25 protein-coding genes are annotated in these 26,745 nt (G+C 64.5%); 16 read left to right on the forward strand and 9 right to left on the reverse strand.

The window, feature by feature from the left end; genetic code table 11:
- Positions 1–2: 2 nt before the first annotated feature.
- Together AC54T3_RS05390 and AC54T3_RS05395 are read right to left on the reverse strand one after the other, a co-directional pair.
- The gene (locus tag AC54T3_RS05390; protein ID WP_496622982.1) at positions 3–773 is read right to left on the reverse strand and encodes a lysophospholipid acyltransferase family protein; all 771 of its coding nucleotides are present in this window, start codon (positions 771–773) and stop codon (positions 3–5) included.
- A gap of 143 nt (positions 774–916) precedes the next feature.
- Positions 917–2,899 (reverse strand): primosomal protein N', encoded by a 1,983-nt coding sequence (locus tag AC54T3_RS05395; RefSeq protein WP_496622983.1) that lies wholly within the window; start codon positions 2,897–2,899, stop codon positions 917–919.
- A gap of 133 nt (positions 2,900–3,032) precedes the next feature.
- Here AC54T3_RS05395 and AC54T3_RS05400 point away from each other — a divergent pair, with 133 nt between their 5' ends.
- From AC54T3_RS05400 to AC54T3_RS05410, 3 genes are all read left to right on the forward strand, one after another.
- A complete protein-coding gene (locus tag AC54T3_RS05400) occupies positions 3,033–3,632 on the forward strand; it encodes an HNH endonuclease (RefSeq protein WP_496622985.1) in 600 nt (199 codons plus the stop codon).
- 39 nt (positions 3,633–3,671) lie between these two features.
- A complete protein-coding gene (locus tag AC54T3_RS05405; protein ID WP_496622987.1) occupies positions 3,672–4,550 on the forward strand; it encodes a fructosamine kinase family protein in 879 nt (292 codons plus the stop codon).
- 91 nt (positions 4,551–4,641) lie between these two features.
- Positions 4,642–5,154 (forward strand): SixA phosphatase family protein, encoded by a 513-nt coding sequence (locus tag AC54T3_RS05410; protein ID WP_496622989.1) that lies wholly within the window; start codon positions 4,642–4,644, stop codon positions 5,152–5,154.
- Positions 5,155–5,382: 228 nt separating this feature from the next.
- Here the strand turns inward: AC54T3_RS05410 and pufA (AC54T3_RS05415) are convergent, their stop codons facing one another.
- From pufA (AC54T3_RS05415) to ppsR, 7 genes are all read right to left on the reverse strand, one after another.
- Positions 5,383–5,553, reverse strand: coding sequence for a light-harvesting antenna LH1, alpha subunit (gene pufA / locus AC54T3_RS05415; protein ID WP_496622991.1), 171 nt, complete (start codon positions 5,551–5,553; stop codon positions 5,383–5,385).
- A 63-nt stretch (positions 5,554–5,616) separates the two neighbouring features.
- On the reverse strand, positions 5,617–5,760 hold the full coding sequence (gene pufB, locus AC54T3_RS05420; RefSeq protein WP_496622992.1) for a light-harvesting antenna LH1, beta subunit: 144 nt from the start codon (positions 5,758–5,760) through the stop codon (positions 5,617–5,619).
- A 93-nt stretch (positions 5,761–5,853) separates the two neighbouring features.
- The gene (pufA, locus tag AC54T3_RS05425) at positions 5,854–6,072 is read right to left on the reverse strand and encodes a light-harvesting antenna LH1, alpha subunit (protein ID WP_496622994.1); all 219 of its coding nucleotides are present in this window, start codon (positions 6,070–6,072) and stop codon (positions 5,854–5,856) included.
- Between the two features lie 44 nt (positions 6,073–6,116).
- Positions 6,117–6,260 carry a light-harvesting antenna LH1, beta subunit gene (pufB, locus tag AC54T3_RS05430; protein ID WP_496622996.1) on the reverse strand — a complete coding sequence of 48 codons (144 nt, stop codon included), beginning with the start codon at positions 6,258–6,260 and terminating at the stop codon, positions 6,117–6,119.
- Positions 6,261–6,940: 680 nt separating this feature from the next.
- A complete protein-coding gene (locus AC54T3_RS05435) occupies positions 6,941–8,200 on the reverse strand; it encodes a geranylgeranyl diphosphate reductase (RefSeq protein ID WP_496622998.1) in 1,260 nt (419 codons plus the stop codon).
- A 104-nt stretch (positions 8,201–8,304) separates the two neighbouring features.
- Positions 8,305–9,219 carry a chlorophyll synthase ChlG gene (chlG, locus tag AC54T3_RS05440; RefSeq protein WP_496623000.1) on the reverse strand — a complete coding sequence of 305 codons (915 nt, stop codon included), beginning with the start codon at positions 9,217–9,219 and terminating at the stop codon, positions 8,305–8,307.
- Positions 9,220–9,438: 219 nt separating this feature from the next.
- Positions 9,439–10,881: a transcriptional regulator PpsR gene (ppsR, locus tag AC54T3_RS05445; protein WP_496623002.1), complete on the reverse strand. Its 1,443-nt coding sequence runs from the start codon at positions 10,879–10,881 to the stop codon at positions 9,439–9,441.
- 470 nt (positions 10,882–11,351) lie between these two features.
- Between ppsR and bchF the strand changes: the two genes are divergently transcribed.
- The 13 genes from bchF (at position 11,352) to bchJ (ending at position 26,729) form a co-directional block, all read left to right on the forward strand.
- Positions 11,352–11,876 carry a 2-vinyl bacteriochlorophyllide hydratase gene (gene bchF, locus AC54T3_RS05450; RefSeq protein ID WP_496623004.1) on the forward strand — a complete coding sequence of 175 codons (525 nt, stop codon included), beginning with the start codon at positions 11,352–11,354 and terminating at the stop codon, positions 11,874–11,876.
- Positions 11,877–11,890: 14 nt separating this feature from the next.
- Positions 11,891–13,165, forward strand: a complete 1,275-nt coding sequence (locus AC54T3_RS05455) for a ferredoxin:protochlorophyllide reductase (ATP-dependent) subunit N (protein ID WP_496623050.1) — start codon at positions 11,891–11,893, stop codon at positions 13,163–13,165.
- Between the two features lie 22 nt (positions 13,166–13,187).
- The gene (gene bchB / locus AC54T3_RS05460) at positions 13,188–14,777 is read left to right on the forward strand and encodes a ferredoxin:protochlorophyllide reductase (ATP-dependent) subunit B (protein WP_496623006.1); all 1,590 of its coding nucleotides are present in this window, start codon (positions 13,188–13,190) and stop codon (positions 14,775–14,777) included.
- Positions 14,752–18,579: a magnesium chelatase subunit H gene (locus AC54T3_RS05465; RefSeq protein ID WP_496623008.1), complete on the forward strand. Its 3,828-nt coding sequence runs from the start codon at positions 14,752–14,754 to the stop codon at positions 18,577–18,579. The genes bchB and AC54T3_RS05465 overlap by 26 nt, the downstream gene beginning before the upstream one ends.
- Positions 18,576–19,556, forward strand: coding sequence for a ferredoxin:protochlorophyllide reductase (ATP-dependent) iron-sulfur ATP-binding protein (bchL, locus tag AC54T3_RS05470; RefSeq protein WP_496623010.1), 981 nt, complete (start codon positions 18,576–18,578; stop codon positions 19,554–19,556). The genes AC54T3_RS05465 and bchL overlap by 4 nt, the downstream gene beginning before the upstream one ends.
- A gap of 22 nt (positions 19,557–19,578) precedes the next feature.
- Positions 19,579–20,289 (forward strand): magnesium protoporphyrin IX methyltransferase, encoded by a 711-nt coding sequence (bchM, locus tag AC54T3_RS05475; protein WP_496623012.1) that lies wholly within the window; start codon positions 19,579–19,581, stop codon positions 20,287–20,289.
- Between the two features lie 2 nt (positions 20,290–20,291).
- Positions 20,292–21,764, forward strand: coding sequence for a BCD family MFS transporter (locus AC54T3_RS05480; RefSeq protein WP_496623014.1), 1,473 nt, complete (start codon positions 20,292–20,294; stop codon positions 21,762–21,764).
- Between the two features lie 26 nt (positions 21,765–21,790).
- Positions 21,791–22,564 carry a photosynthetic reaction center subunit H gene (puhA, locus tag AC54T3_RS05485; RefSeq protein ID WP_496623016.1) on the forward strand — a complete coding sequence of 258 codons (774 nt, stop codon included), beginning with the start codon at positions 21,791–21,793 and terminating at the stop codon, positions 22,562–22,564.
- Positions 22,561–23,259 (forward strand): photosynthetic complex putative assembly protein PuhB, encoded by a 699-nt coding sequence (gene puhB, locus AC54T3_RS05490; protein WP_496623018.1) that lies wholly within the window; start codon positions 22,561–22,563, stop codon positions 23,257–23,259. Before puhA ends, puhB begins: the two co-directional genes overlap by 4 nt.
- 34 nt (positions 23,260–23,293) lie before the next feature.
- Complete coding sequence (gene puhC, locus AC54T3_RS05495; protein ID WP_496623020.1) at positions 23,294–23,797, forward strand: photosynthetic complex assembly protein PuhC; 504 nt, start codon at positions 23,294–23,296, stop codon at positions 23,795–23,797.
- A 14-nt stretch (positions 23,798–23,811) separates the two neighbouring features.
- Positions 23,812–24,624, forward strand: a complete 813-nt coding sequence (puhE, locus tag AC54T3_RS05500) for a putative photosynthetic complex assembly protein PuhE (RefSeq protein WP_496623021.1) — start codon at positions 23,812–23,814, stop codon at positions 24,622–24,624.
- A gap of 141 nt (positions 24,625–24,765) precedes the next feature.
- Entirely contained in the window at positions 24,766–26,133 is a 1,368-nt protein-coding gene (hemN, locus tag AC54T3_RS05505) for an oxygen-independent coproporphyrinogen III oxidase (protein WP_496623022.1), read from the forward strand.
- The gene (gene bchJ, locus AC54T3_RS05510; protein ID WP_496623024.1) at positions 26,130–26,729 is read left to right on the forward strand and encodes a bacteriochlorophyll 4-vinyl reductase; all 600 of its coding nucleotides are present in this window, start codon (positions 26,130–26,132) and stop codon (positions 26,727–26,729) included. The genes hemN and bchJ overlap by 4 nt, the downstream gene beginning before the upstream one ends.
- The last annotated feature ends 16 nt before the right edge of the window (positions 26,730–26,745 follow it).

A 26,745-nucleotide genomic window follows, 5' to 3' on the forward strand; every position in this document is an offset into this window, starting at 1 on the left:
GATCAGGCATTGGTGGCTGCTAGCGTGCCGGGATAATGCTGCTGAATCCAGGTCTTGGCCTCGGCGGTGATTTGTTTTGGCGATTTGCCGACGACCGAAAGCGGTTCCCCAATGCGCAAGCGGATGGTTCCGGGCAGCCGCAGCAACGAGCGGCTGGGCCAGCAGTCGCCGCTGTTGTGCACCATTGGCAGCACCTCGACGCCAGCGCGCGCGGCGAGCATGGCGCCGCCGACATTGAAACTGCCAATGGTGCCCGCCAGTTGCCGTGTTCCCTCCGGATAGATCACGACGCTGATGCCGTCGGCGAGACGTGTCTGGCCAACGCGCAGCAGGGTCTTGAGCGCTTGCGAGCCCTTGGAGCGATCGATCGCGATGGGCTTCAACAGTGTCAGCGCCCAACCGAAGAAGGGCACCCACAAGAGTTCTCGCTTGAGGATGGTGGATTGAGGTGAGATGAGGAGCTGCAGATAGAAGGTCTCCCATTGACTTTGGTGATTGCACATCACCACCACGGGACGGTCCTTGGGGATGTGCTCAATGCCTTCGACCTCGATGTTGACCCCGTTCAAGCGCTGCAACAGCCACATGGTAGCCCGCGTCCAAAGGTTCACGAACCAATAGCGCTGCTCGAAGCTTTGCAAGGGGGCAACGGCGAGCGAGAGCAGGCTGTGTCCGATGCCAATGAGATTGTAGAGGATGAAGAACAGCAGGCTGAGAAGTCTGATCCCGACGCTGATCGATGAGGGCGTGTTGGTTGGGCGAGCAGTGGGCATCTGGTCGAGCTGAGGTCGATGATTGAGAGCGAATTATCCCTTGCAGGCCCCGGTTCCGAAAGGGCGCCTGAAAGGGCGGTGTCGGATGGGTTCGAGCGCGTCGTGGGTACGATCGGTGATAGCGGCGTGCCAACGAGCGTCTTTCAAAGACTCTCTTGCGGGTCGATATCGAGACTCCAACGCACCCTGCGCGTGTTCGACAGGGCGCGCAGGCTGGGCAGTAAGCGGTCGATCAATGCATGCAGTGGCGCGCGCTGAGCACATTGCAACAGGAGCTGAGCGCGGAAGCGCCCGGCGCGGCGTTCCATGCTCGCTGGTGCCGGTCCCCAGACTTGCACTGGTTCGGGGTCGAGCGCGAGCACCTGCGCGCGCGCCTCTCGCAGGAAGTCGAGCGCCTGTTGCTCGACCCGGCTATCGGCGCGCAGCAGGGCCTGGAAGCTAAACGGCGGCAGCGCGGCTTCGGCACGCTCGGCCAGCGCGGCGGCGGCGAAGGCGCCGTAACCCTGGCGCAGTAATCGAATCAGGAGCGGATGATCGGGGTGACGCGTCTGCAGCATCACCGTACCGGGCTGCTCGGCGCGCCCGGCCCGGCCAGCGACCTGGATCAGGAGTTGGGCCATGCGCTCGGTGGCGCGAAAATCACTGCCATAGAGTCCATGGTCGAGGTCGAGGATGCCGGCCAGGGTCACGCCGGGCAGGTGATGGCCCTTGGCCAGCATCTGCGTGCCGAGCAGGAGCGGATAGGCGCCATCGCGCGCGGCGGCGAGCAGGCGCTCAAGGTCGCCCTTGCGGCGCGTGCTGTCGCGATCGATGCGCGCCAGCGGAATGCCTGGGAAACGCTGCCGCAGGCTATCCTCGACGCGTTCGGTGCCTTGCCCGAGCGGGCGCAGATCGGGCGATTCGCACTCGGGACAATGCACCGGCAAGGCGCGTTGATCACCGCAGTGATGGCAGATCAGCAGGCCACGATCGCGGTGCAGCGTCATGCGTGCGTCACAGTGCAGGCAGACGCTGATCCAGCCGCAGTCGTGACAGGTGAGCACCGGTGCGAAGCCGCGGCGGTTGAGAAACAGCAGAACTTGATTGCCGGCTTCGATCACCTCCGTCATGCGCGTTAGCAAGGCATGCGAGAGACCGGTGATCAGGTGTTGCGAGCGCACATCGACGACGAGGAAGCGCGGCGGCTTGGCGCCGCCGGCACGCCGGCGCAGATGCAGATGCTGATAACGCCCGCGTTCGGCATTGCGCAGCGTCTCCAACGAGGGGGTCGCCGAGCCTAGCAGCACCGGGCAGTTGCGGATCTGGGCGCGGCGCACGGCCAGATCGCGCGCCGAGTAGCGGAAGCCATCCTGCTGCTTGAGCGAGACATCATGCTCCTCGTCGACAATCAGCAGCCCCAAGTCTGGCAGTGGCGTGAAGATCGCCGAGCGCGTGCCGAGGATCAGCCGCGCCTGACCGCGCGCGGCGCGTTGCCAGGCGCGCTCGCGCTCGCGCTCGGCGAGCCCGGAGTGCAGCACCACGCGTTCGGTGTCGAGGCGTTGCGCGAAGCGCTCCGCCAGCTGCGGCGTGAGGCCGATCTCGGGCACCAACACCAGCACCTGCCGGCCGCGCTCCAGCGCCGCGCTGATGAGGCGGATATAGACCTCGGTCTTGCCGCTGCCGGTGACCCCATCCAAGAGGAAACACTGGAAGCCTTGCGTGCCGTGGACGGCGGCGATGGCGGCTTGCTGCTCGGCGTTGAGTGTCGGGCTGGGCGCGGGTTCGAAGGGCACAGCATCATCGCTTGGCGCGGGAGCGCTTGGCACGGGCCGGCGCAGGCGCGCGGGCAGGGCGCTGAAGATAGCCTCGCCCGGCGGACACCGATAGTAGTCGGCGGCCCAGCGAATCAGCGCGAGATCCTCAGCGCCGAGCAACGGTTCCCGGTCGAGGCAGCACTCGACCGATTTGAGCCGCTCGGGCGCGATCGGCGAGCGGTCCTTGCGGGCGACGATCATGCCGACGCGGCGGCTGCGGCCAAAGGGCACCAGCACACGCTGACCAAGCGCGCAGTCCGCCATCTCGGTTGGCAGTCGGTAGTCGAAGACCTCGGCTAAGGGGGCGGCAACGGCCACTTGAACGATCGCCAAGAATGGCTCTCCTTGATTCGCTGGTGTGTGATGCGGAGCCTCGCATCTTGCCCGAAATCAGCAAGCGTGTATGATTGCCGCGACGGTTTGGTCGCTGTCGAATCTTTCGATCCCGAGCCCAGGGTTCCGAGCTATGTTGTCACTGAGCCAACAGGTCCTGCGCACCGATCTTGCCGGTATGCCACTGGAGTGGATCGATTACAAAGCCGCCGCCAGACTCTACTTCCTGGGTCAGGTGGCCTACGCCTGCGGTCATCCCATGCTCTTGCTGCGTGGCGGCATCAATGCCCGCACCCGAACGCGTACCGAATTGCAGATCCACTCGATCATCGCCACCCATGGCGCCCAGCACGGGCCGACCAAGCTAAGCGATGACTATGTGCCGCCGCTCTCGAATCACACCCTGTTCCAGCGCGATGATCACCTCTGTCTCTACTGCGGCGGACGCTTTTCCTCGCGCCATCTCTCGCGCGACCATGTGCGGCCGGTGAGTCGCGGCGGCGCCGATGACTGGAACAACGTCGTCTCGGCCTGCGTGCGCTGTAACAACTACAAGGCCGGTCGCACGCCCGAGGACGCAGGGATGCAACTGCTTGCGGTGCCGTTTACACCGACCCATGTCGAGTATATCTATCTGATGGGCCGCAACGTGCTGGCCGACCAGATGGCCTTTCTGCGGGCGCACTTTCCACGCACGAGCCCATTGCTCAGGCGGCTGCCAGCGGCGGCCTGAGTGGGCGCTCGCAGGATCAGGCTAGCAGGATCAGGTGTTATGACGGATTGGCAGGCCATCGCGGAGCAGATCAGCGCGGCGAGCGGGAGGGCCTTCGAGCCCGGGCGTCCGCAACGCATTGGCGGGGGCTGCATCAACCAGGCCGTCGTTCTCAGCGAGGGCGAGCAACGCGTCTTCGTTAAGCTCAATGGCGCCGATCTGCTCGCCATGTTCGAGGCGGAAGCCGCAGGCCTGGCCGAGATGGCGGCGACCCACAGCATCCGCGTTCCCGAGCCGGTCTGCACCGGCCTAGTTGGTGATCAGGCCTTCATCGCCATGGAGCACATCGATCTCGGCGGCGCGCGTGGCGATGCTGCGGCCGCCGGTCGGCAGTTGGCCGCCATGCATCGCGCCACGCGCGCGCGCTTCGGCTGGGACCGCGACAATACCATCGGCTCCACCCCGCAACCGAACGGGGAATACGACGACTGGCCCAGCTTCTGGGACCAGCAGCGTCTCAGTTTTCAGCTCGAGTTGGCGGCGCGCAATGGTTATCGGGGGCGCTTGCAACAGCGTGGCGAGCGCTTGCGAGAGGGGCTCTCGGTGCTGCTCGACCATGCCCCGTCACCGTCGCTGCTGCATGGCGATCTTTGGGGTGGGAATCTTGGCTATGCGGCGGGTGGGCAACCGGTGATCTTCGATCCCGCCTGCTACTACGGTGATCGCGAAGCCGATCTGGCGATGACCGAGCTGTTTGGCGGTTTCGGTGGCCACTTTCGCGCGGCTTACGAGGAGTCCTGGCCGCTCAGTCCCGGCTACGCGGTGCGCAAGCAGCTCTACAACCTCTACCACATCCTCAATCACCTCAACCTGTTCGGCGGCGGCTACCTACGCCAAGCCGAGTCGATGATCGATCGGCTCCTCTCCGAGCGTGGCTAAGGCATCGGCGTGGCGCCGGGATTTTGTTTTTGGTTACGGTTGTGTTAAAAAGCGCCTCGCTATTCCTCCTTCTTCCCCATGATGGTCCTCCATGGCTCGCGAGCTGTTGTTGCTGCGACACGCCAAGTCCGATTGGGATAGCGACGCCGCCTCCGATATCGAACGTCCGCTCGCCAAACGAGGCAGGCGAGATGCTCCGCGCATCGGTGAATGGTTGTATCGAGAAGGGCTGGTTCCGGGGCTCATCCTGAGTTCGCCGGCCGAGCGCGCGCGCGAGACCGCGCTTAAGGTCTGCAAAGGGCTTGATTACGATAAGCGTGATATTCGCTGGGAGTCAGCGATCTACGAGGCGGAGCTGGGGCATTTGCTGCAGGTGCTTGCGGCCCATGCGCAGGCGCCGGCGTCGGTCCTGCTGGTGGGACATAATCCGGGGCTCGAAACCCTGCTCAGGCATCTGACCGATGGCGAACTCGATGAGCCCAAGGATGGCAAGCTGCTGCCGACCGCAGCGCTGGCGCGCTTGGAGATGCCGAATGACTGGCGCGTGCTCGAGCCCGGCTGCGCGATCCTGCTGACCCTGCTCCGACCCAAGGCGCTGAAGTAGGCGCTCGGGTTTCTCCCTCCCACGGGTTTCCCCTTCCCCAAACGCTGGCGCCGACCCCGTGTCCACTCGCGATCTCCCTTGGAAGGGATGGGCGAGGGCTGCGGAGCCGGCGCTCAGTGCGATCCTACGATCGCGGCTGATCAGTCGAGCCAGAAGCTGACTCTTGTCTGATCAGCGGTCGGTGGCAGCTGAACGATCAGCCTGCCACCGAGCATCGGGTTGATCTAATCAACCGCCCCAGTATGCACCGTAAGGGCTTACGGAGAAGAGGAGGGCATGGATCAGGATGCCGAGCAGGAACACGGACATCAGGATCGGCACCAGCCAAGTGGCAGGATTCAGGACCAGCCAGATCTTCCAGTCGTCTTCAGGATTTTTTGGTTTTTGGATTTCGGCCATTGTTAAACCCTCTTTTTCAGAGATTCAGTTGTATGGTTGAAGCAGGTATTGATCAGCGAATGATCAGAACCAGGGCTTCCAGACCAGAACCAGCAGGTGAGCAACGGCGGCGATACCGACGAATGCGGTGTAGGTCACCTTGAACTGCTCGTGGAATTCTTTTGCTTGATCGGGGGAAAGGCCCGAGAGGCTAGCTTGTTCGGCCATTGATTGACTCCTGAACGATTGTGGGTGCCTCTGGATAATCCAGGGCTTGGGTCACGACACTGTACATGACAGTTGTCGAAAAATAGTCTTTTCTTACTCGGCGGCAGGTGCCGGAGCAGCCTCAACGGCAGGTGCTGCTTCAGCACCCCAGTACTCGCCGTATGGGCTCACCGAGAACAGCAAGGCATGGATCAGGATGCCAAGCACGAACACGGACATCAGGATCGGAACCAACCAAACGGCTGGGTTCAGAACGAGCCAAATGCGGTAGTCCTGTTCTCTTGGCTTGTAGTCGAAGACGTCTTGGAACATGAGTAAATCCTCTAGCGATGTTCAGTTCAGTGGGAAGGCGGCGCTCAGAACCAGGGGTTCCAGACCAGAACCAGCAGGTGAGCAACGGCGGCGATACCAACGAAAGCGGTATAGGTCACTTTGAACTGCTCGTGGAATTCTTTTGCTTGCTCAGGCGTGAGGCCCGAAAGGCTCTTCATGTCAGCCATTTACATACCCTCCGTTAAGGGTTTGATGACAGTGCCGCACCTGTGCGTGCGACGGGAATCGACTCGACATCAGGTCAAATCGAACTGTACGACCGGCGGTGCCGGAGGCCTTTCCGTTTGCCGGTGCGTGTTTCCATGGTTGTCAGTTTAGTCTGACAGCTATAAATGTCAACCCAAATGTACAGATTCTTTTTGAGTTTCTGTTTTTGCCCCGGCTTTTTGTTGGTAACTATCTGTAATAAAAGGAAAAGATTTATTTTTCTCGGCTGTAAGATCCGGCTGACAATCGCTAGGTTGACACTTGTGAGGCCGGACAGAGGTGATCGCTAAGCCCGGGGGCAGGGCGCTTCGGGTCTGGGAGTTCTGGTCTGGGGGGCAGGTGAACGACTCCAGGCGCTATCTGGGCGCTTGCTGGGCGCTTGCCGGCAAGGGGCGGCCGGCGTCCTGGAGTCCTCGTCTGGCGGGTTGGGCGGCGTCTAGCGGATCGAGCGGTGTCTGGCGGGGCGGAGCCGGCATGCCCCTAGCGCACGCTCGCCGTCTGGCTTGGCCAGAGGGCCGGCTGGGCGCACGTTGGACTGGCTGGATGGACAGGCTGGGCGGGCGGAGGAAGAACCTGCGGGGGCGTGGAGACTGTCGCCAGGAAGGGGCGAGGAGGACAGTCTCCGACGGCTATTCTGGACTCAGTCAGCGGTCCTAGTGGACTCGGTCGGCGTGGTGGGGGTCTTCTGCCAGGGCGAGACGATGCCCAACAGATGGGACATGTCCTTGAGGAAGATGCGCAGGTGGGCCGCAGGCTTGGCCTTGACCAGGCGCTTGTGCATGTAGGCCTCCCAGGTCAGGTGCTGGATGTCGGGGTCGTCGCAGAGGCTGACGAAGCGCTCGCGGCGCTTGTCGCTCTTGTACCAGAAGCGCTGCATGATGCCGAGAATCCAGAACACGCGCCCATGGGCCTTCATGAAGCGCTTGCGCGCGTTGGCGAGCGCCTTGGCGTCGCCAGTGACCAGTAGCTCCTCGACCGCATCAGCAGCGAGACGGCCGCCGACCAGCGCATAGTAGATGCCCTCGCCCGAGGCCGGGGCGACCACCCCTGCGGCATCGCCGGCGAGGACGACGTCGCGGCCGTTGTCCCAAGTCTTGAGCGGATGCAGCGGGATCGGCGCGCCCTCGCGGCGCAGGGTCTCGCACTGATCGAGGCCGGTCTCCTTGCGCAGTTGGTCGACCGCGTCGTGCAATGAGAAGCCCTTGAGTTCGGTGCCGACGCCGATGCTGGTGGTCTCGCCGTGGGGGAAGATCCAGGCATAGAAATCGGGCGAGAGCTTGCCCTGATAGTAGACGTCGCAGCGGGCCGGGTCGAAGTCATGCAGGCCTTTGCCTGTGGTCGGCGCCGGCGAGCGCACGATCTCGTGATAGGCGGCCACATGCGGCAGCTCCTTGGCGCCGGGCACGCATTGCTTGGCGACCGAGGACATGGCGCCGTCGGCGCCGATCACCGCGCGCGCGCGGACCGTCTCGGTGGCGTTGCGATCGCTGGCCTCGGCCGGGCGGAACTCGACCAGCGCGGTGCCGTCCTCGTCGCGCAGCACGCGGGTGAAGGTGCCGTTACGGCGCTCGGCACCAGCGCCGGCGGCGCGCTCGCGCAGCCATTCGTCGAACGGCTCGCGATCGACCATGCCGACATAGCCGCCGTTGATCGGCATGTCGACATGGCGGTCGCTCGGCGCCACCATGCGCGCCGAGTTGATCTTCGCGACCAGTTGCTCGTCGGGGATCTCGAATTCCTCGATCGCCTTCGGCGGGATCGCGCCGCCACAGGGCTTGATGCGTCCGGGGCGGTCGAGCAGCAGCACCTTGCGGTTGCGCTTGGCCAAATCGGTGGCCGCAGTGGCGCCGGCCGGGCCGCCGCCGACGACGACTGCGTCATAGGTCTGCGAATTCGCCATCAGTCTCACCTTTGGGGTCTATCTGTTGTTGGAGTGGGGGACGCGGTGCGCTAACGGTTAGCCGCTGGAGGCCGACAACGAGAGCCGGCAACGAGGGCTGGCCACTAGGCGCTGGCGACGATCACCGCGCGGGCGGCAAAGGCGCTCACCATCATGCCGCTGACATAGACCGTGACGCCGAGCGCGCTCAACCAGGTGGCGCGGGCGACAGGGTCTTCGAGGAAGCGAACCATCAGCGTGATCTGCACCATCACCAAGGCGGCGACCGTGGCCGCATGCACCGGCTGCACCCAAGAGAACAGCAGGCCGACGACGACCAGCTGCGGCACGATCATCACGATGCAGGCGACCCAGGCCGCGCCGCGCACGCCGAGCTGCACCGGCAGCGAGCGCACGCCCATCTGCTTATCGCCTTCGATCGCCTTGAAGTCGTTCAGCGTCATGATGCCGTGGGCGCCGAGCCCATAGAGCACGGCGAGGGCAAGGATGCGCCAGTCCGGCATGGCGCCGCCGAGCATGACTGCCGCGCCGGTGATCCAGGCGAGGCTTTCATAGGAGAAGCCGACCGCAGCATTGCCGTACCAGCCGTTCTGTTTGAGCCGCAGCGGTGGCGCGCTATAGGCCCAGGCCAGGAGCAGGCCAACGACGGTGGCGGCGAATACCCAGGGACCGAGCACCAGCGCCAGGGCTAGCGACATCAGGGACCAGGCGATCGAGAGCTTGTAGCCCCAATCGCCTGGAATCCGCCCCGAGGGGATGGGGCGATTGGGCTCGTTGATGGCATCGACATCGCGGTCGTACCAATCGTTGACGACCTGGCTGGTGGCGCAGAGCAGAGGACCGGCGAGGATGACGCCAGCGAGCAATAACAGCCAATGCTCGGCAATCGAAGCACCCGAGGAGACCACGCCGCAGGCAAAGGCCCACATCGGCGGAAACCAGGTAATCGGGTGCAGAACCTCAAGGATGGCTGAGGGCTCGGGTCGGTTCGCCGTAGCGGAGGAGGCCGGCTCTATCATTGGATTCAGGGCTTCACGTCTGGGTCGGTTGGATTCGGGAAACCGCGCAAGTTTAGCCCGAAGCGCCACTGGCTGGCGCCGTGCCGCACAGGAACGCTGATCAAGGTCAAGCCGGCGGCGTCGCCAACGCTTGCGGTGGCCTCGAGCGCGGCGGTGGCGGGCGGCGCCCAAGAGATCGACTCAGCGGTGCGGCTCAGGGTTGCGACTCAGGGTTGCGACTCAGGGCGTGCGCGATGGGTGGCCGCCGCCGCTCTCGCCAGCGGCCTCGCTGAGGCCATAGCGGCGCAGCTTCACATACAGGCTTTGCCGGCTGAGCCCGAGCAGTTCGGCCGCCGAGGCGCGGTTGTCGCCGGTGAGTTCGAGGGCGGCCTCGATGCAGAGGCGCTCGATCATGTCGGACGACTCGCGCACCACCTCTTTTAATGGCACGCGCCCGACCAGCTCGGTCAGATGCTCGACCGAACGTGGCAGGGCCTGCTCGTTGCCGCTGTCGGCCGAGACGCGGCGATCGACGTTGCGGATGATGAAGCCGAAGCTGGGCTGCTCGCCGTTTTGGATTGCGACCGCCGAGATCTCGACCTCGCTGCTAGCGCCGTAGTCGCTGCGCACCGTGGTCGCGAACAGGCGCACGGCGCCATGCTGACGCAGGTTGGCGAGCAGCACATTGAGATCGACGCCGGGGCGGCCGAGCCAGCGATCGAGCGATTCGCCGCGCACCTGATCCTCGTTGTTGATTTGGGTCAGATCGAGGAAGGCGGCATTGGCGTTCAGGATGCGCCCATCCTGCGCGGTGACGACGATGCCATCAGGCGCGCGCTCCATCATCTTGGCCAGGCGCGAGCGCGGTTCGGCCTGCTCTGAGGGGGCGGCATTCGAGGGCGACACCTGGGCGAGGCGCAGCAACACCAGCGAGGTGTTTTCCTGTCGGATCAAGGCCGCCGACACGCTGAGTTCGATGCCACTGCGCAGGCGGGCGCGCACATCGTTCGCGCGCCCGGCCGCGCGCACGCCGGCGATCAGCGACTCGACCGCGCGCGTGCCGGCCTCGTCGAAGCCCTCCGGGAAATGGCGCCCCACCAGCCGTCGCGGATCGGCGACGAGTAGTTGGCTGGCGGCTGGATTGGCCTCGACCACCTTGCCGGTGGCTGGGTCCATCACCACCACCGCATCGGACGACGAGCGGAACAGTAAACGGTAGCGGGTCTCGAGCTGGCGCAGACGCCAATAATCGCGCTCCAGCGATTGTTGGGCATCGACCAGGCGTTGCTGCAGCGCCGCGAAGCCTTGCAGGTCGCGACCGACGGCAATGAGGTGATCGCGATTGCCAAGGCGGGTGGCGCAGTAGCGCACCGGCACCTCGCCGCCGCCGCGCGAGACGTGGGCGAGCTGCTGCCAGATCGGCACACCGCTGTCGCTCAGGGCATCGGCGATCAGCGCCTCGACCTTGCTGCGGCTTTCGCTGGTGACGGTGTCGCTCCAAGCGCGCCCGATCCAGTCATCGGAGACCTGGGCGCTGAGTTCGTCGTTGCCAAGCGCCACGTCGCGGATCATGCCCTTTTGGTCGAGGATCAGGGCGATGTCCGAGATCGAGGCAATCAGGGTCGCGACGCGATCGGTGTCGAGTTTTCCGAGGGCGGCTTGCGGTGCGTCAAAGGCCTTCACGATCGCCTGCTCCTGGCTGCACCGCGCGCAACCTCCGCGCCCGGTTTGACGCGGTACGTCTTAACCTCATCCTCGTTGCGGGCTTGATCATGGCGCCCGCGCCAGCTCGCTTCACGTCATCACCTCGGCTCCCCTGTACCGCGCGGGCTGATGTCATCCCGCCGAGCCCGAGGGGCAAAAGACCAAAACCCATTGTCTTTTTATGGGAAATGATCCACGACTAGCGTGGCGCCGCGGGCAACATTCGACGCTTCGCGCCTAGCGGTGTGTTGCCTACCTCGCGTCTTGACCGGGGTGGGATCGAGCGAACACACGGACAGCACGGCGCATACGCCGGTGACCCTTTATTAGGTAGTCGGGCGGCGCCGATCTGTCAAGTATTCTTTACGTTAAGCTGAGTTGACATGTGGTGGGATGCAGACTAGATTCCTTAGTACGGCAGCTATCCCAACCAATGCTCGAGGAGGCTAATGCGTCAGCCCGTGAAAAGGCATGACCGGCATCAACCGCTTTATACGCCAGAAGAGCGCAAGCGGCGCGACGAGACGCCCTGGACCCTGGTTCAGGGGATTCTAGCGCCGTTGCAGTTCCTGGTGTTCCTAGTCAGCGTGGTGTTGGTGATCCGCTATCTTGCGACTGGCGCGGGCGAAACGGCCGCCACGGTCTCGATCGTGCTCAAGACATTGATCCTTTACTTGATCATGGTCACGGGATCGATCTGGGAGAAGGTCGTCTTCGGCGAGTATCTGTTCGCCCGAGCCTTCTTTTGGGAGGATGTCTTCAGCATGTTGGTCCTAGCGCTGCACACCGCCTACCTGATCGCGCTGTTCGGTGGCTTCATGGATGTGCATCAGCAGATGCTGCTGGCCCTGGCCGCCTACGCCGCCTATGTGATCAACGCCACCCAGTTTATCCTGAAACTGCGCGCGGCGCGTCTGTCGGCACAGCGGCTCGATGCCGAGAGCGCCGCCGCTTCGGCGGGGGGCGCCGAATGAGCGGCGCGACCGGCATGCCGCGCGGCGCCGAGCCCGCGACCTGTGGCGCCAGCCTGCCGGTGCAGCGCGAGCATGGTCAGCGCCAGGTCTTCTGTGGGCTGGCCGGCATCGTCTGGCTGCACCGCAAGATCCAGGACGCCTTCTTCCTGGTCGTCGGCTCGCGCACCTGCGCCCATCTGCTGCAATCGGCCGCCGGCGTGATGATCTTCGCCGAGCCCCGCTTCGGCACCGCGATCCTTGGTGATCGCGATCTGGCCGGGCTGGCCGATTGCAACGAAGAACTCGACCGCGTCGTCACTGAACTGCTGGCACGGCGGCCCGATATCGGCACGCTGTTCCTGGTCGCCTCCTGTCCGTCGGAGGTCATCAAACTCGATCTCGACAATGCCGCAGCGCGGCTCGCCCGCGAGCAGCAGGGGCGGGTGCGGGTCTTGGCCTACAGCGGCAGCGGGCTGGATACCACCTTCACGCAGGGCGAGGATACCTGCCTGAGCGCGCTGGTGCCGGAGCTGCCAGAGGCGGCCGCCGGCAGCGAGGCGCTGCTGGTGCTCGGCACCCTGCCCGATGTGGTCGAGGATCAATTCCGCCGCCTGTTCGAGGCGCTCGGCATCCCGGCGCTGCACTTTTTGCCGCCCCGGCGCGGCAGCGAGCTGCCGCCGGTGGGGCCGGGCACGCGGCTGCTCGCCGCGCAGCCTTTCGTCGGCGGTACGGCGGCGGCCTTGGTCGATCGCGGCGCGACCCTGCTCGAGGCCCCTTATCCGTTCGGGATCGAGGGCACGCGCGCCTGGCTCGGCGCTGCAGCGGCGGCCTTCGGCATCGCCGCTGCCCGGGTTGATGAGGTCACGGCGCCGGCCGTCGCGCGCGCTGAGCGCGGGCTTGAGCGCTACCGCGCGCAGCTTGCGGGAAAGCGCATCAGCTTCCTGCCCGACTCTCAGCTCGAGATCCCGCTCGCACGCTTTCTGCAGCGCGAATGCGGTATGGAGTTGATCGAGGTCGGGGTACCCTATCTCGATCGGCGCATGATGGGCGCCGAACTGGACTGGCTGCCATCGGATGTGCGCCTGACCGAGGGCCAAGACTTGGAGCGTCAGCTCGATCGCCTGCGCGCGGATCGCCCCGATCTCACCGTCTGCGGGCTCGGGTTGGCCAATCCGCTCGAGGCCGAGGGGCTGACCACCAAATGGTCGATCGAGTTGGTGTTCTCACCGGTGCATGGGTTCGATCAGGCCGCTGACCTGGCCGAACTCTTCGTGCGCCCCCTGAACCGCCGCGAGCGGCTCGCGTTTTGATCCGCCGGTCCGATTTGAAAGCATGCAACTGACTGTCTGGACATACGAAGGCCCGCCGCACATGGGCGCCATCCGCATCGCCGCCTCGATGCAGGGTGTGCACTGCGTGCTGCATGCGCCGCAGGGCGATAGCTACGCGGATCTGCTGTTCACCATGATCGCGCGCAGCGCCAAGCGCCCGCCGGTGACCTACACTAGCTTTCAGGCGCGCGACATGGGCGCGGATACCGCCGAGCTGGTGCGCAAGACGCTGCGCGAGACGGTCGAGCGCTTCCAGCCGCACGCGCTGCTGGTCGGCGAGGCCTGCACCGGCGAGCTGCTGCAGGACCAGCCGGCGGCGTTGGCGCAGGGGATGGGCTTCGACTGTCCGGTGGTGCCGCTCGAGCTGCCCGCCTTCACCCGCAAGGAGCAGTGGGGCGCGAGCGAGACCTTCCATCAGTTAGTACGCACGCTGCTGCGGGGCCAGCCGCCGCGCGAGCGCGATCCAGCGGCCGAGGGTCGCCGACCGCGCGCGAACCTGCTCGGCGCCACCGCGCTCGGCTTCCGCTGCCGTGATGACATCGCCGAGGTCACCAAGCTGCTCGACAGTGCCGGCGTGGATGTCAATCTGAGTGCCCCGGCTGGGGCCTCGCCCGAAGATCTGCGGCGCATCCCGGATGCCGACTTCAACATCTGCCTCTATCCCGAGATCGCGCAGAGCACCTGTGCCTGGCTCGAGCGGATGTTCAAGCAGCCCTGGGTGAAGACGGTCCCGATCGGCGTCGGCGCGACGCGCGATTTCCTGCGCGAGGTCGGCGAGGTCGCCGGCATCGATACCAGCGCCGCCATCGCCGCCGGTCGCACCCGCCTGCCGTGGTTCTCGCGCTCGGTCGATTCGACCTATCTGACCGGCAAGCGGGTGTTCATCTTTGGCGACGCCAGCCATGTGATCGCCGCCGCGCGCGTTGCGACCGAAGAGCTGGGTTTTGAGGTCGTCGGCCTCGGCAGCTACAGTCGCGAGTTCGCGCGTGAGCTGCGGGCCGCCGCTGAGCGCTACGGCGTCGAGGCGCTGATCAGCGATGACTATCTCGAGGTCGAGTCGGCGGTGCTGGAGCTGGCCCCGGAACTGGTGCTTGGCACCCAGATGGAGCGCCACATCGCCAAGCGCGCCGGCATCCCCTGCGCGGTGATCTCGTCACCGGTGCATGTGCAAGATTTTCCGGCGCGCTATGCCCCGCAGATGGGCTTCGAGGGCGCCAATGTCATCTTCGATACCTGGGTGCATCCGCTGATGATGGGCCTGGAAGAACATCTGATCACGATGTTCCGGGAAGACGAGGAGTTTCATGACGAGGCGGTTGCCTCCCACCTCGGGTCCGGCACGTTGTCTGCGGCGAGCGCGCACAGCACGGCGGGAACCGCAGCGACGACTGAACCAAGCACGAGCGCGGATGGCATGGGGGCTGATGCCGCGCCCGTCTGGGAGTCCGAGGCCGAACGGGAGCTGAAGAAGATCCCCTTCTTCGTGCGCGGGAAGGCCCGTCGTAACACAGAACGCTTCGCCGCCGAGCGCGGCGTCGCCAGAATAACGGTCGAGACACTGTACGATGCCAAAGCCTACTTCGGTCGTTGATACGACACCCGTAAACGTTGTCATTGTCACCCTGGACAGTCACTTGGCGGGTGCGGTCGAGCGCGCGCGTCCGGCCCTGAAGCAACAGTTGCCGGGGCTCAATCTGTCGTTGCACGCCGCCGCCGAGTGGGATGACAACAAGGACGGCCTCGAGCGCTGCGGCGGTACCGCGCGCGAGGACGATCTTTGCGGCCGTTGCTCGTCGAATGGCGAGTGCAAGCTGCAGCGTTGCCGGGCCGATATCTCCAAGGCCGATATCGTCGTCACCACTATGCTGTTCATGGAGGATCACATCAAGGCCGTGCTGCCCGCGCTGCAGGCGCGCCGCGACCACTGCGATGCGATGGTCGGCTGTATGTCCGCCGGCGAGATCATGCGCCTCACCCGGCTCGGTAAGTTCACCATGGACGGCTCGCAGAGCGGCCCGATGGCGATCCTGAAGAAGCTGCGCGGTAATCGTGCCACAGAGAACAAGGACAGCAAGAACGCCAGCGATGGCGCGCGCCAGATGGCGATGCTGCGGCGCATCCCGAAGATCCTGCGCTTCATTCCGGGTACGGCTCAGGATGTGCGTGCCTACTTTCTGATGCTGCAGTACTGGCTCGCAGGCTCCGATGAGAACGTGGCCAATATGGTTCGTTTGCTCGTTGACCGCTATGCCGCCGGTCCGCGCGAGGGGCTGCGCGGTAAGCTCAAGGCCGCGCCGCCGGCCGAGTATCCCGAGGTCGGGGTCTTTCATCCGGGCATGAAGGGCCGCATCACCGATCAGGTCAACAAGTTGCCGGCGAAGAAGGGGGCCACCGGTACGGTCGGACTCTTGGTCATGCGCTCCTATGTGCTGGCCGGCAACACCGGCCACTACGATGGCGTGATCAAGGCGCTCGAGGCCAAGGGGCTGCGCGTGATCCCGGCCTTCGCCAGCGGCCTTGATGCCCGGCCCGCCGTCGATCAATTCTTCTTCCGCAACGGCAAGTGCGTGGTCGATGCGGTGGTCTCGCTGACCGGCTTCTCGCTGGTCGGCGGGCCGGCCTACAACGATGCGGCAGCCGCCCAAGAGGTGCTGGCGCGACTCGATGTGCCGTATCTCGCCGCGCATCCGGTCGAGTTCCAGACCCTGGAGCAATGGCAGGTCTCGGAGCGCGGGCTGATGCCGGTCGAGGCGACCATGATGGTGGCGATCCCCGAACTCGATGGCTCCACCGGCCCGATCGTCTTTGGCGGCCGCTCGGCCGAGGCCGGCAGCGACCGCACCCGCGATATGCAATCGCATCCGGAGCGCGCCAATACCTTGGCCGCGCGCGTCGCGCGCTTGATCAAGCTGCGCCAGACGCCGACCAAGGATCGCAAGATCGCGATCGTGCTGTTCAATTTTCCGCCCAATGCCGGCAACACCGGCACTGCGGCCTATCTCTCGGTCTTCGCCTCGCTCTATCGCACCCTGCAGGGGCTGAAGGACGAGGGCTATGAGGTCGAGGTTCCGGACAACGTCGATGCGCTGCGCGAGCGCATCATCAACGGCAATGCCGGCCAGTATGGCGCCCATGCCAACGTCTTCACCCGCATCCCGAGCGACGATCACGTCCGCCGCGAGCCTTACCTCACCGAGATCGAAGCCCAATGGGGGCCGGCGCCGGGCAAGCAGCAGAGCGATGGTTCATCGATCTTTGTGCTCGGCGAGCAGTTCGGCAACGTCTTCGTCGGTGTGCAACCGAGCTTCGGCTACGAAGGCGACCCGATGCGGCTGTTGTTCGACAAGGGCTTCACGCCGACCCACGCCTTCAGCGCCTTCTGCCGCTTCCTGCGCGAGGACTTCGCCGCCAATGCGGTGCTGCACTTCGGCACCCATGGCGCGCTCGAGTTCATGCCCGGCAAGCAGGCGGGCATGTCTGGGGCCTGCTGGCCGGACCGGCTGATCGGCGATCTGCCGAATCTCTATCTCTATGCCTCGAATAACCCGTCCGAGGGCACCATCGCCAAGCGCCGCGCTGCGGCGACCCTGATCAGCTACCTGACCCCTCCGATCGCCAACGCCGGACTCTATCGTGGCTTGGTCGACCTCAAAGGTTCGATCGAGCGCTGGCGCACGCTGGCCCCGGAGGCGTCAACCGAAGAGCGCAACGAGCTGGCCTCGCTGATCCAGGCGCAGGCCGCCGAACTCGATCTGGCGACCATGGCTTCGGACGAGGAGCCGGAATGGGATGCGGGCTCCGGCCAGCGCATCCAACGTCTCACCGACGAACTGCTCGAGCTTGAGTACACCCTGATCCCGCACGGTCTGCATGTGGTCGGCCAACCGCCGAATCCGACCGAGCGGCTGGATATGCTGATGGCGGTGGCCGAATCGCGCATCGATCCCGAGCATCCGGTCGACCTCAAGCGCGAGGCGCTGGATGCCTTGATCGGCGGTGGCGCGCCCGCGCTCGCGCTGCAGAAGGGCGGCATGGAGGTCAATGAGGCCAGCCTGAAGCTGATGGAAGACCTGGCCGGCTACGACAAGCTGCTCAATGAAGATCACGAGATGCCGGCGATCATGCGCGCGCTCGAAGGGCGTTTCGTGCGCCCGGCGCCGGGTGGCGACTTGCTGCGCACCCCGGAGATCCTGCCCACCGGTCGCAACCTGCATGGCTTCGATCCGTTCCGCATCCCGAGTCCGTTCGCGGTGCGGGAGGGCGTGCGCCATGCGCAGCAACTGCTCGATCGCCATATCGCAGACAACAATGCAATGCCGGAGTCGATCGCCCTGGTTCTCTGGGGAACGGACAACCTCAAGACCGAGGGCGGCCCGATCGCGCAGGCGCTGTGGCTGCTCGGCGCCAAGCCACGGCTCGATAGCTACGGCCGCGTCTGCGGGGCTGAGTTGCTGTCATTGGAGACCCTGGAACGGCCACGGATCGATGTGGTGATGACCCTCTCTGGCATTTTCCGTGATCTTTTGCCAATACAGACTAAACTGCTGGCAGAGGCCGCCTATCTGGCGGCAGCCGCCGATGAGCCACTCGAGCAGAACTTTGTGCGTAAGCATGCGCTGGCCTATCAGCAGACTCACGAGTGCGATCTCGAGACCGCTGCGCTGCGGGTGTTCAGTAACGCCGATGGCGCTTATGGCTCGAACGTCAATCATCTGATCGACAACAGCGCTTGGGACGAGGAGGATGAACTGGCCGAGACCTACACCCGTCGTAAGTGCTTTGCCTATGGCCGTGCCGGTGCCCCGGTACGCCAGGCCGAGCTGCTCAAGAGTGTGCTCGGCGATGTGCAGCTGGCCTACCAGAATCTGGACTCGGTCGAACTCGGCGTCACCACTGTGGATCATTATTTCGATACCCTCGGCGGCATCAGCCGCGCGGTGAGCCGCTCCAAGGGCGGCGATGTGCCGGTCTACATCGGTGATCAGACCCGTGGCGACGGCAAGGTTCGCACCCTGGCCGAGCAGGTCTCGCTCGAGACCCGGACCCGGATGCTCAATCCCAAGTGGTACGAAGGCATGCTCGAGCACGGCTATGAGGGCGTGCGCCAGATCGAGGTGCATGTGACCAACACCATGGGCTGGTCGGCCACTACCGGTCAGGTCGCGCCCTGGGTCTACCAGCGCATGACCGAGACCTTCGTACTCGACGATGAGATGCGCGAGCGCCTCGCCGCGCTCAACCCGACCGCGTCGGCCAAGGTCGCGCAGCGTCTGATTGAGGCCCACGAGCGCAATTATTGGGCGCCGGATGCCGAGACCCTGGAAGCCCTGCGCCAGGCCGGCGAAGAACTCGAAGACCGCCTCGAAGGCATCACCGAAGGAGTTGCCGCATGACCCTCGACGATCTTCCAACCACGATCTACGGCGGCGGCAAGCCGAGCGCTCGTTCGCCCGCTGCGGAGCGTTGTGATGCCCCCGACTGCGGTGGTTCACAGCTTGCCGATCCGCGCCTCGATGGCGAGGGCAGCGTGCAGGTGCAGCTCGATCCAAACGAGCGCATCGACAAGGCCCAAGTCTTCGCGATCTATGGCAAGGGCGGCATCGGCAAGAGCACGACCTCATCGAACCTCTCGGTCGCGTTCTCGAAGCTCGGCAAGCGGGTGGTGCAGATCGGCTGCGATCCGAAGCACGACAGCACCTTCACGCTGACCAAGTGCCTGGTGCCGACCGTGATCGACGTGCTTGAGTCGGTCAACTTCCATCCCGAGGAGCTGCGGCTCGAGGATTTCGTCTACGAGGGCGTCAACGGCGTGATGTGTGTCGAGGCCGGCGGTCCACCTGCCGGCACCGGCTGCGGCGGTTACGTGGTTGGCCAGACGGTGAAGCTGCTCAAACAGCATCATCTGCTCGATGACACCGATATCGTCATCTTCGATGTGCTCGGCGATGTTGTCTGCGGCGGCTTCGCCGCACCGCTGCAGCATGCCGACCGCGCCCTGATCGTCACCGCGAACGACTTCGACTCGATCTTCGCGATGAACCGCATCTCGACCGCGATCCTGGCCAAGGCCAAGAACTACAAGGTGCGCATCGGTGGCGTCATCGCCAATCGCAGCGACGAGACCGATCAGATCGATCGCTTCAACGCGGCGACGGGCCTCAAGACCATGGCCCATCTGCCATCGCTCGATGTGATTCGCCGCTCGCGGCTGCGCAAGGCGACCCTGTTCGAGATGGAGTCTTCTCCTGATGTCGATCACGCGCAAGGGCAGTATCTGCAGCTCGCCGAGTCGCTGCTGGCCGGTTCCGAGCCGCTCGACGTCAAGCCGATGCGCGACCGCGACCTCTTCGATTTCCTGGGCTTCGATTGAGCCAAGTGAGCAAGTGACACCGATGCCCAACCCTTCGTACCAAGAGCGCCGCGATCAGGTCGAGTCCTATTTCGACCGCACCGCAGCCGATGCCTGGAAGCGCCTCACCTCGGATGCGCCGGTGAGCGGGATTCGCGCCACCGTGCGCGCCGGCCGCGATCGCATGCGCGCGACCCTGCTCGACTGGCTCCCGGCTGACCTCAGCGGTAGGCGGCTGCTCGATGCGGGCTGCGGGACCGGCCTGCTGTCGGTCGAGGCGGCACGCCGGGGCGCCGACGTCTATGCGGTCGATCTGTCGCCGACATTGATCGAACATGCGCGCAAGCACCTGCCGAGCGATTTGCCGGGGCGCATCGAATTCGCCGTCGGCGACATGCTGGCGCCAGAGCAGGGTGATTTCGATCATATCGTCTCGATGGACAGCATCATCCATTACGAGCCCGATGACGCGCTGGATGTGATCGCGGGCTTTGCCGAGCGCGCGCGCGTCTCGGTGCTCTTCACCTTTGCCCCACGCACGCCGGCCTTGGCGCTGATGCACGCGGTCGGGCAATTCTTTCCGCGCAGCGATCGCTCGCCGGCGATCATCCCGATTGCCGAGAAGGCGATGCGCGTCCGCATCGAGGGCGCATCGCGCTTCGACGGCTGGGAGATCGGCCGCTGCGAGCGGATCGCGCAAGGCTTTTACACCTCGCAGGCGCTCGAGCTACGCCGGCGCAAGGAGAATCGTTAGTTATGGCGGCCTCGTTGGATGAACTGAAGCAGGTCTTCTACCAGGAGGTTCTGCCTAAGATCCTGCCGTTCGCGGATGCCGCGACCAAGGAACTGCCGATCGGGCGCCTGTTACGGCTGGCGCTGTTCCAGGCCTCGGTTGGCATGATGATGGTGTTGCTCTACGGTACCCTGAACCGCGTCATGGTGGTCGAGAAGGGCGTGCCGCCCTGGCTGATTGGCCTGATGGTGGCGCTGCCGGTGCTAGCGGCGCCCTTCCGGGCGTTGATTGGCTTCAAGTCCGATACCCATGAATCGGCCTTCGGTTGGCGCCGGGTGCCGTTCATCTGGTTTGGCACCCTGATGCAGTTTGGTGGTTTAACGATCATGCCGTTCGCCCTGCTGCTGATGGCGGAAGGCGGCAACGCGCCGACCTTCGTCATCTGGCTCGCCGCTGGCCTGGCCTTCTTGATCGCCGGTACTGGACTGCATACCACTCAGACCGCAGGCCTGGCTCTGGCCACCGATCTCTCGACCGAGGAGAAGCGCCCGCGGGTCATCGCCCTGCTGTTCGTGGTGTTGCATCTGAGCATGCTCCTGGCCGCGCTGGCCTACGGCGCCTTGCTGACCGATTTCAATGAAATGAGTCCCGCTCAGGCGAATGGACGCCTGATCGGTGTGCTGCAGGGGTCCGCGCTGGTCGCGATTGCGTTCAACATGATCGCGCTCTGGAGGCAGGAGTCGGTCAACCCCGAGCGCGCCGCTCAGATCAAGGCCGACCGCGCCGCGCACAAGGAGCGACCGAAGTTCAGGGAGACCTGGGCGCAGTTCATCCGTGCCGGCGATGCGGCACGCTTGCTGGTCGCGCTCGCGCTTGGTACGGCCGCTTTCCAGATGCAGGACATCCTGCTCGAGCCCTACGGCGGTCAGGTGCTCGGGCTGACGGTCTCGCAAACCACCCGGCTGACCGCGATCTGGGCCTTCGGCACCCTGGCTGCCTTCGGCCTCTCGGCTTATCTGCTCGGGCGCCAAGTCGACTACTACCGCATCTCGGTCGCCGGCGCCTTGATCGGGGTGCTCGCCTTCGCCGCCGTGATCGCCGCCGATCCGCTCGGCTCGCCGCTGTTGTTCCGGTTCGGCGCGCTGCTGATCGGCGCTGGCGGCGGCTTCTTCGCGGTGGGCACCCTCACTGCGGCAATGAACTTGGCCGATGTCGAAGGCAGCGGCCTTGCCTTGGGGGCTTGGGGCGCGGTTCAAGCCACCGCTTATGGTCTTGCGATGTTCCTTGGCGGCACGCTGCGCGATCTCGTGACCACCATTGCCTCCACAGGAGTCCTCGGTGAAGCCCTGATGGGTCCAGCCGTCGGCTATGCGTTCGTCTATAACCTGGAGATCTTGCTGCTCTTCGCCACCCTGATCGCACTCGGACCGCTTGCCCTGAAGGGCGGTCACGCGGCGCGATCTTCCTCGAAGTTCGGACTCACCGAGCTTCCTTAGTCCACCTTGTCAACGGAGATTATCCGATGCCTACTGGCGCTATTACCAACTACATTGACGTCGCTCAGGTCACGCTCTTAGCGTTCTGGTTCTTCTTCTTCGCGCTCGTGTTCTGGATTCGCCGCGAAGACAAACGCGAAGGTTATCCGCTCGAGGCTAAGACCCTGCGCGGCACCAAGTTGAATCCAGGCTTCCCGCCGATGCCAAAGCCGAAGACCTTCTTGATGCCGCACACCGGTACCAAGGTTGTGAAGCCCGGCCCCGACCAGCCGCAGTACAAGATCAACGCCGAGCCGGTCTCGCCGTTCCCCGGTTCTCCGCTGGCTCCTGTTGGTGATCCGATGAAGGCCAATGTCGGCCCTGGCTCCTACGCCATGCGTTTGGAAGAGCCTGATCTCACCGTCGACGGTCGGCCGCGCATCGTGCCGATGAAGGTTGCCAAGCACTTCGAGGTCGTCGGTAAGGATCCCGATCCGCGTGGTATGCCGGTGGTCGGCTGCGATGGTGCCCAAGGTGGTACCGTGAAGGAACTCTGGGTCGATCGCTCCGAGCCGCAGATCCGCTATCTCGAGGTCGAGGCCGCTGGCGGCAAGCGCGTGCTGCTGCCGATCACCATGTGCGTGGTCAAGGGCAAGAAGGGCTTTGTCGACGTCACCAGCATCACCGGTGCTCAGTTCGCCGGCGCGCCGGCCCTGAAGAGCTATGACCAGATCACCATGCGTGAGGAAGACATGGTCACCGCTTACTACGGCGGCGGCACCCTGTATGCCACTCAAGGGCGCGCGGAGCCTATTCTGTGAGTGAGTTTGCCTTCGAGCCGGTTCACGGCTTGCCGGAGAACCTCCCCCCGGGGGAGGCGCTCCGTTGGCAGGGTGCGCCGCATTGGCGCGTCCTTGCCAGGCGCGCCTTCTATGTCAGAACCGTCGCCTTCTATTTCGGTCTGTTGATGCTGCTGCGCTTGGCGGTGCTCATCACCGACGGCATCGCGTTCCGCGATGCCGTGCTCTGGAGCCTATGGATGGTCACCCTGGCGCTGGTGGCAGTCGGCATTCTCACCCTGCTTGCCTGGCTCTACAGCCGTTCGACGGTCTATAGCATTACCGATCGACGGGTAGTGATCCGGTTTGGCGTCGCGCTACCGATGGCCGTCAATATCCCCTTTAAGAGCATCGAGAGCGCGGGTCTGCGCACCTATCCAGATGGCTCTGGCGATATCCCGTTGGTGCTCAGCGAGGAGCAGAAGGTCAGCTATCTGATCATGTGGCCCAATGTCCGTCCTTGGCGGTTCTCGAATGCGCAACCGATGTTGCGTAGCATCCCGGATGCGGCAAAGGTCGCTGAGATCCTGGCCGAGGCTCTGCGCTCGGCGCACGCCGAGATGGCCGATGAGCCTGAATCCGCGCCGGCATCGGCACAAGCGGTTAAGCAGGATGCGAGCGCGTCCTCGAACGAGGCGTCGTTGGAGCCTGCGTCGGCGAAGGCGGGTGGTCAATGACCGGTCATCGGTTCGATTGGCGAGGAGTATAGCGATGAGCGACCCCTTCGACGGCCGCCCCTTCCCGCGCGGCGTGTTGATTGGCGCTGCGGTGCTGATCACGTTCGCGATCATGGCCGCCGCCATGGTTCGCCTCACCGGCAAGGGTGGCGTCGAGATGCCTTATGCGCCCGTGCTCGAGGCGCGAGAACTGGTGATTGAAGACATCGGCGATGGAGTGACCATGGTGACCTTGCCGGGTCCAGCGGGGGCCGATCGCAAAGCGGTAGTCGGCCTGCTGAAGTCGGGTGAAGATGGTTTCGCGATGGGCATGATGCGCGGCATGGTGCGGGATCGCAATGCGCGTGATCTCCCGCTCGATGCCCCTTATCAACTCGCGCTACTGGAAGACGGCAGGCTGGTGTTTCGCGACCCGAGCGTTGGCACCGAGATCGATCTGCGCGCCTTCGGACCGACCAACCTGGCCTCGTTCACTCCCCTCCTGCGCAGCGAGCCCGAGCCGCTTGCCGATGTCGTTGCTGCGGACGCGCGCGACTAAGGCTTCAGCGACGTATGTCGAGCTATGCTCTAGCGATCGGCTACGCGTTGTTCCTTTGGTGGTTCAGCACTGGCGTCATCCTCTATCTCAACGGGTTGCCAGCGCGCACTTATAAAACCAGTCTGATCGCCGCAACGGGATTGATGATCCTGCTGGTCGCGGTGATCTATCTCGTGCGCGATCGCCATGACCTCTGGGGGGCCTACCTCGGCTTCACCGCAGGCGTCCTGGTCTGGGGCTGGCTGGAGATGGTCTATTTCATGGGCTTGGTCACGGGACCACATAAAGAGCCCTGTCCTCAAGGCTGTACAGGCTGGCGCCGTTTCCTGCTGGCGCTGGGCACCAGCTTCTACCACGAACTCCTGTTGTTGCTGATCGCGGCGGTATTGGTCGCCGTGACCTGGGAGGCAACCAATCAATTGGGCACCTGGACCTTCGTCATCCTCTGGCTGATGCGTTGGAGTGCAAAGCTGAATCTCTTTTTTGGCGTGCCGAATCTCAATGAGGAGTGGCTGCCGGAGCATGTGCGCTTCATCACCAGCTATCTTCGCAAGCGCCCGATGAATCTGCTGTTTCCGATCTCGGTGAGTGTGGCGACCGTGGTGATGTCATTGCTCGTCGAAGCGGCCTTGGAGCTTCCAACCACGGGGTTTGCCGGGGTGTCGCTGATTCTATCGGCGACCCTCTTGGCGCTGGCGATTCTCGAGCACTGGTTCCTGGTACTGCCCTTGGCCGATGCCGCGTTGTGGCGCTGGGTGACCACCTCGGGAGATCGCTCCAACGCCGTCCCCGCACCGGAATCGGCATATAAGAAAACGATGGATTAGCCGCTACGTTGATATGCGTCAACGCCTACATACCCGGTGTTCACTAAGTTAGCCGGCACGGAGACCTGTGTCACAGTGGCCGCGCATCCGGTGGCGGTTTGGCCAAGGTTTCCCTCGCTCACGCCACACTGAGGTTCGCACATGTCCAGCTTTGCGCCAACGGAGGTGTCGCCCCAACAACTGACACGAATCGCTGAGCTTGGGCCGTTGTATGCCCAGTTTGCCAGTCAACCCGCATCCTGGATCGATAGGCTTGATAACTCCGAGTACGCCAAGGCCCTCAGGGACATCGCTCAGCATCCGGACGAGACCCTCTCGCTTTACATCCACATCCCTTTCTGCCCCGGGCGCTGCCTCTATTGCGCTTGTAACACCACCGTCACCCATGACACGGCCTGGATCGATCGCTACCTGGATGCCATCGACCAAGAGATGGCCCTAGTCACCGACCGTCTTCAAGGCCAGCACGATGTGCTGCAACTGCATCTCGCCGGCGGCACCCCGAACTACCTCAACGATTCCCAACTGACACGGCTGACCGAGATCATCGAGCGGCGCTTCCGGATCATCCCGGACACCGATCTCTCGATCGAGTGCGATCCAAGACGCGCCTCGGCGGGCCAGCTCGATCTACTGCATGCACTGGGCTACCGTCGGGTCACCTTCGGCGTCCAAGACCTCGACCCGCAGGTGCAACGCGCCATCGGGCGGCTGCAGTCGATCGATCTGATTCGCGATGTCTATGCGATGGCGCGCGAGACCGGCTTCGAGGCGATCGGCTTCGATCTGATCTACGGCTTGCCCGAGCAGACCGAAGCGAGCTTCCAAGACACCCTGGATGCCATCGTCGATCTGGCACCAGACCGGGTCTCCTGCTTCGGCTATGCGCGCACCACGGCGCGCGGCACCCACCAGTACGCCATCGATGCGCATCGGCTGCCCTCGGCGACCGACCGCCAAGTCCTGTTCCATCGCGCCGTCAATACCCTCACCGCCGCCGGTTATGCCTGGATCGGGCTGGATGCCTTCGCGCTGGACACCGACGAACTCGCCATCGCCCAAGAAGAGGGGCGACTGCGGCGCAACTGTATCGGCTATACCGGTATCGAGACCGATCACATGCTCGGCTTCGGCAGCGCCGCCATCGGCGATGTCAATGGGCTCTGCGTGCAGAATGAGATCGAGATCGATGCCTGGACCACGCGGGTGCAACGCGGCGAGCTGCCGGTCGCCCGTGGGCACCGGATCGGAGACCGCGATCGGCGCCGCCGCGACGCGATCGAGCACATGATCTGCAACCTCGAACTCCCGGCCGAACTCGCCGCCGGCTGTCTCGACGACGAATATGCCCGCCTTGCCAGTTACGCCTCGGATGGCCTGGTGCAGATCGAGCCCGATCGGCTGCGTATCACCCCCTCGGGGCGCTACTTCCTGCGGACCCTGTGCAGCGAGCATGGGGCCTACTTCGAGTGGGACCGCTCGCGCTGGCACTTCTCGCGTAGCCTATGAGTCCGCTCGACGACAGCAGCGCGGTGATCCGCATCGGACCCAATGCCATCACGCGCGTGGCCGAGGCGCTGGTCGCCGAGCGTGGCTCCGCCGAGGATGTCTTCAACGCCGCCTGCCTGGCGCATTACCTCGCCGATCCGCCCGAATCGATGGTCGACGAGCGCGATGTGACAGCGCTGCAGCAGGCGCTACGCGTCCAGCTAGACGCCGAGACGGCGCGCCGCATCGGCCATGATGCCGGGCTGCGCACCGGCGACTATCTGCTCGCGCATCGCATCCCCAAGCCCGCCCAGCGCATCCTCAAGCTCTTGCCGCCGGGGCTGGCCAGCGCCATATTGCTCAAGGCCGTCGGCAAGCATGCCTGGACCTTCTCCGGCAGCGGTCATTTCAGCTATACCACCGACCGCCCGGTGCGCGTGCGCATCCAAGACTGTCCGCTCTGCCGCAGCAGCCAGGCCGAGGTGCCGGTCTGCGATTTCTACCGCGGCACCTTCGAGCGGCTCTTCACCACCTTGGTCAACCGCAAGACCCAGGTGCGCGAGACCCAATGTCAGGCCCTAGGCGCCGATGCCTGCGTATTCGAGATGCGCTGGTAATCGCGTTGTTTAGAGC

Source organism: Halochromatium sp. NSM3 (genome assembly GCF_059621085.1).

What these genes read in the sequence shown, in the direction of transcription:
- hemN (WP_496623022.1), top strand. Translation starts at nt 24,766, where the DNA reads ATGTCCAGCTTTGCGCCAACGGAGGTGTCGCCCCAACAACTGACACGA.
- AC54T3_RS05390 (WP_496622982.1), bottom strand. Translation starts at nt 773, where the DNA reads ATGCCCACTGCTCGCCCAACCAACACGCCCTCATCGATCAGCGTCGGG.
- pufB (WP_496622996.1), bottom strand. Translation starts at nt 6,260, where the DNA reads ATGGCTGACATGAAGAGCCTTTCGGGCCTCACGCCTGAGCAAGCAAAA.
- pufB (WP_496622992.1), bottom strand. Translation starts at nt 5,760, where the DNA reads ATGGCCGAACAAGCTAGCCTCTCGGGCCTTTCCCCCGATCAAGCAAAA.
- AC54T3_RS05400 (WP_496622985.1), top strand. Translation starts at nt 3,033, where the DNA reads ATGTTGTCACTGAGCCAACAGGTCCTGCGCACCGATCTTGCCGGTATG.
- bchM (WP_496623012.1), top strand. Translation starts at nt 19,579, where the DNA reads ATGCCCAACCCTTCGTACCAAGAGCGCCGCGATCAGGTCGAGTCCTAT.
- pufA (WP_496622991.1), bottom strand. Translation starts at nt 5,553, where the DNA reads ATGGCCGAAATCCAAAAACCAAAAAATCCTGAAGACGACTGGAAGATC.
- puhA (WP_496623016.1), top strand. Translation starts at nt 21,791, where the DNA reads ATGCCTACTGGCGCTATTACCAACTACATTGACGTCGCTCAGGTCACG.
- AC54T3_RS05410 (WP_496622989.1), top strand. Translation starts at nt 4,642, where the DNA reads ATGGCTCGCGAGCTGTTGTTGCTGCGACACGCCAAGTCCGATTGGGAT.
- AC54T3_RS05465 (WP_496623008.1), top strand. Translation starts at nt 14,752, where the DNA reads ATGCCAAAGCCTACTTCGGTCGTTGATACGACACCCGTAAACGTTGTC.
- AC54T3_RS05480 (WP_496623014.1), top strand. Translation starts at nt 20,292, where the DNA reads ATGGCGGCCTCGTTGGATGAACTGAAGCAGGTCTTCTACCAGGAGGTT.
- bchJ (WP_496623024.1), top strand. Translation starts at nt 26,130, where the DNA reads ATGAGTCCGCTCGACGACAGCAGCGCGGTGATCCGCATCGGACCCAAT.
- AC54T3_RS05455 (WP_496623050.1), top strand. Translation starts at nt 11,891, where the DNA reads ATGCCGCGCGGCGCCGAGCCCGCGACCTGTGGCGCCAGCCTGCCGGTG.
- pufA (WP_496622994.1), bottom strand. Translation starts at nt 6,072, where the DNA reads ATGTTCCAAGACGTCTTCGACTACAAGCCAAGAGAACAGGACTACCGC.
- bchB (WP_496623006.1), top strand. Translation starts at nt 13,188, where the DNA reads ATGCAACTGACTGTCTGGACATACGAAGGCCCGCCGCACATGGGCGCC.
- bchL (WP_496623010.1), top strand. Translation starts at nt 18,576, where the DNA reads ATGACCCTCGACGATCTTCCAACCACGATCTACGGCGGCGGCAAGCCG.
- puhE (WP_496623021.1), top strand. Translation starts at nt 23,812, where the DNA reads ATGTCGAGCTATGCTCTAGCGATCGGCTACGCGTTGTTCCTTTGGTGG.
- chlG (WP_496623000.1), bottom strand. Translation starts at nt 9,219, where the DNA reads ATGATAGAGCCGGCCTCCTCCGCTACGGCGAACCGACCCGAGCCCTCA.
- bchF (WP_496623004.1), top strand. Translation starts at nt 11,352, where the DNA reads ATGCGTCAGCCCGTGAAAAGGCATGACCGGCATCAACCGCTTTATACG.
- puhC (WP_496623020.1), top strand. Translation starts at nt 23,294, where the DNA reads ATGAGCGACCCCTTCGACGGCCGCCCCTTCCCGCGCGGCGTGTTGATT.
- AC54T3_RS05435 (WP_496622998.1), bottom strand. Translation starts at nt 8,200, where the DNA reads ATGGCGAATTCGCAGACCTATGACGCAGTCGTCGTCGGCGGCGGCCCG.
- AC54T3_RS05405 (WP_496622987.1), top strand. Translation starts at nt 3,672, where the DNA reads ATGACGGATTGGCAGGCCATCGCGGAGCAGATCAGCGCGGCGAGCGGG.